Origin of the sequence: Bacillus sp. GMs2/2 (assembly GCF_050172095.1) — a bacterium.
GTDB classification, from domain to species: Bacteria; Bacillota; Bacilli; order Bacillales; family Bacillaceae_G; genus Bacillus_A; species Bacillus_A cereus.
This window is the reverse complement of sequence record NZ_JBNLYE010000499.1, coordinates 1-2,381: the sequence shown is the minus strand read 5'-3', so window position 1 is coordinate 2,381 and position 2,381 is coordinate 1. Positions and strand designations below refer to the sequence as shown.

Below are 2,381 nucleotides of genomic sequence, written 5' to 3'. Positions count from 1 at the left end.
TCTAAGTTTAAAGATAGTAAGTTAAAAATCTTTTATGAGGAAATTGCATATTTTGGTGAAAGATTTGCAAGATCGTTCGGCAAAGTAATTGAGGCTCAGTTTTTAATTGCCGTTGTAAATTGTATTCTTACTGTCATTGCATTAATCGTTTTAGGATTTCCACAGCTACTTGTATTAGCTGTTATGATTTTCTTACTAGGGTTGATTCCTGTTGCAGGTGTGATTATTTCTTTGTTTCCACTTTGTATCATTGCTTACAACGTAGGCGGAGTTATGTACGTAGTATACATACTCGTATTCATAACAGTAATCCATGCTCTTGAAAGTTATTTTTTAAATCCGAAGTTTATGTCTGCAAAAACAAATTTACCAATATTCTACACATTTATGATTCTTATCTTCTCAGAGCATTTCCTCGGAATATGGGGGCTTATTATCGGGATACCAATCTTTATCTTTTTATTAGATGTACTTGATATAAATAATGAGGATGCGACTAAAAAATAAGAAATGATAGAAAATCACTAAAAAGTCATAGGAGATAATGAAAATAAAAAGCAATCCAAAATAAATTGGATTGCTTTTTATCTTAATTAAAGAACCGGAGCCATTGTTTCTTTCAATACTTGAACAGAGTGGTCGAATTTTAATTCTTCATCTTCACTTAATTCAACCTCTAAAATTTCACGAACACCGCCGCGATTTAAAACAGCAGGTACCCCAATATAAACATCTTTTTGACCGTATTGACCTTCTAAGTAAGCTGATACAGTTAATACACTATTTTCGTCGTTTAAAATTGCTTTTGTAACACGTAGAAGTGACATACCGATACCATAATAAGTTGCGCCTTTACGCTCAATAATATGGTAAGCTGCATCACGGACGTTTATGAAAATTTTGTCTAAATCTTCTTGATTATACGTGTTGTCTTTTTCAAGCAGTGTTTGTAGTTTTTGGATACCAACGGAAACATGGCTCCAAACTGGAAGTTCAGTATCGCCGTGTTCTCCGATAATATAAGCGTGAATGTTGTGTGGACCAATATCGAAGTACTCACCTAACATATAGCGGAAACGAGCAGAATCAAGCGTTGTACCAGAACCGATTACACGTTCTTTCGGTAAACCAGATTCTTTCCAAGTTACATAAGTTAAAATATCTACAGGGTTTGTTGCGATTAAGAAGATGCCATCAAATCCGCTATCCATAATACTGCGAACGATTTGTTTAAAGATTTTAGCGTTTTTCTCAACTAAATCTAAACGTGTTTCGCCTGGCTTTTGTGGTAATCCAGCTGTAATAACTACAAGGTCAGCATCTTTACAATCTTCGTAGCTGCCTTTCCATACTCTAGTTGGAGCTGGGGCGAATGGAACAGCATGACTTAAATCCATTGCTTCCCCTTCAGCTTTTGCTTCATTTACATCGACTAAAACAAATTCTTCAGCTACGGCTTGGTTAATCATGCAGTAAGCATAACTACATCCAACTGCTCCTGTTCCTACTAATACAACACGGTTAATACCTTTTTTCATTTCAAAATTCCTCGCAATTTCATTGGTTTTGTTATGTAAGATAATACGTCTTACTTCTATAGAGTCATATCTAGTTTATTACATTTTATAAAAGATATTCAAGTATTTGAAAATGTATCCGTGCAAATCTGCGAACAAAACATAGGAATTCAGTGAACCGAATATAATTCAGTAAAATCCTTTGTAAAAGGGGAAATGGTATGGGGAACCCATTAACAATGGAAGAAATGCTTCATATTATTCATGCAGGGCTTGTTAAAAAGAATAACCCAAAACGGATTACGATTGCAGGTGCAGGGATTTCTGGATTAGTTGCAGGTTCTTTATTAAAAGAGGCTGGGCACGAAGTAACGATTATAGAAGCAAATAACAGAATAGGTGGCAGAGTGTATACGATTCGGGAACCATTTAGTGTGGGTTTATATTTTAATGCGGGACCGATGAGAATCCCTGACACCCATAAGTTAACCTTAGCGTATATTCATAAATTTAAACTACCTTTAAACCTTTTTATAAATAAAACTTTTGCAGATATCATTTATACGAATAACATTCAAACGAGATTGAATGTGTTTGAAAATGATCCAAGTGTACTTGAATATCCGGTTTTGGATAAAGAAAGAGGAAAAACGGCAGAAGAGCTAATGATTGAGGTATTAGAACCAATACTAAATTATATTAAGAAGGATCCTGATAAAAACTGGCTTATCGTTGAAAAAAAGTATAAAACGTATTCGCTTGGTTCATTTTTAATGGAGTATTATTCAGATGGTGCAATAGATATGATTGGGGTACTTCTTGATATGGAAGCTTATATGGGAATGTCCTTAATTGAAGTATTAC

At 34.4% G+C, this 2,381-nt stretch carries 3 protein-coding genes; 2 read left to right on the top strand and 1 reads right to left on the bottom strand.

Annotated features, from left to right (window positions below; translation table 11 throughout):
* Positions 1-507: AI-2E family transporter (locus ACQGS6_RS26615; RefSeq protein WP_426965885.1), on the top strand; the 507-nt coding region annotated here is incomplete at its 5' end.
* 86 nt (positions 508-593) lie between these two features.
* Here ACQGS6_RS26615 and ACQGS6_RS26610 read toward each other — a convergent pair.
* Entirely contained in the window at positions 594-1,538 is a 945-nt protein-coding gene (locus ACQGS6_RS26610; RefSeq protein WP_000715321.1) for an L-lactate dehydrogenase, read from the bottom strand.
* A 200-nt stretch (positions 1,539-1,738) separates the two neighbouring features.
* Here ACQGS6_RS26610 and ACQGS6_RS26605 point away from each other — a divergent pair.
* Positions 1,739-2,381, top strand: a 643-nt coding sequence (locus tag ACQGS6_RS26605; RefSeq protein ID WP_426965884.1) for a flavin monoamine oxidase family protein, incomplete at its 3' end; no start/stop codon positions are given.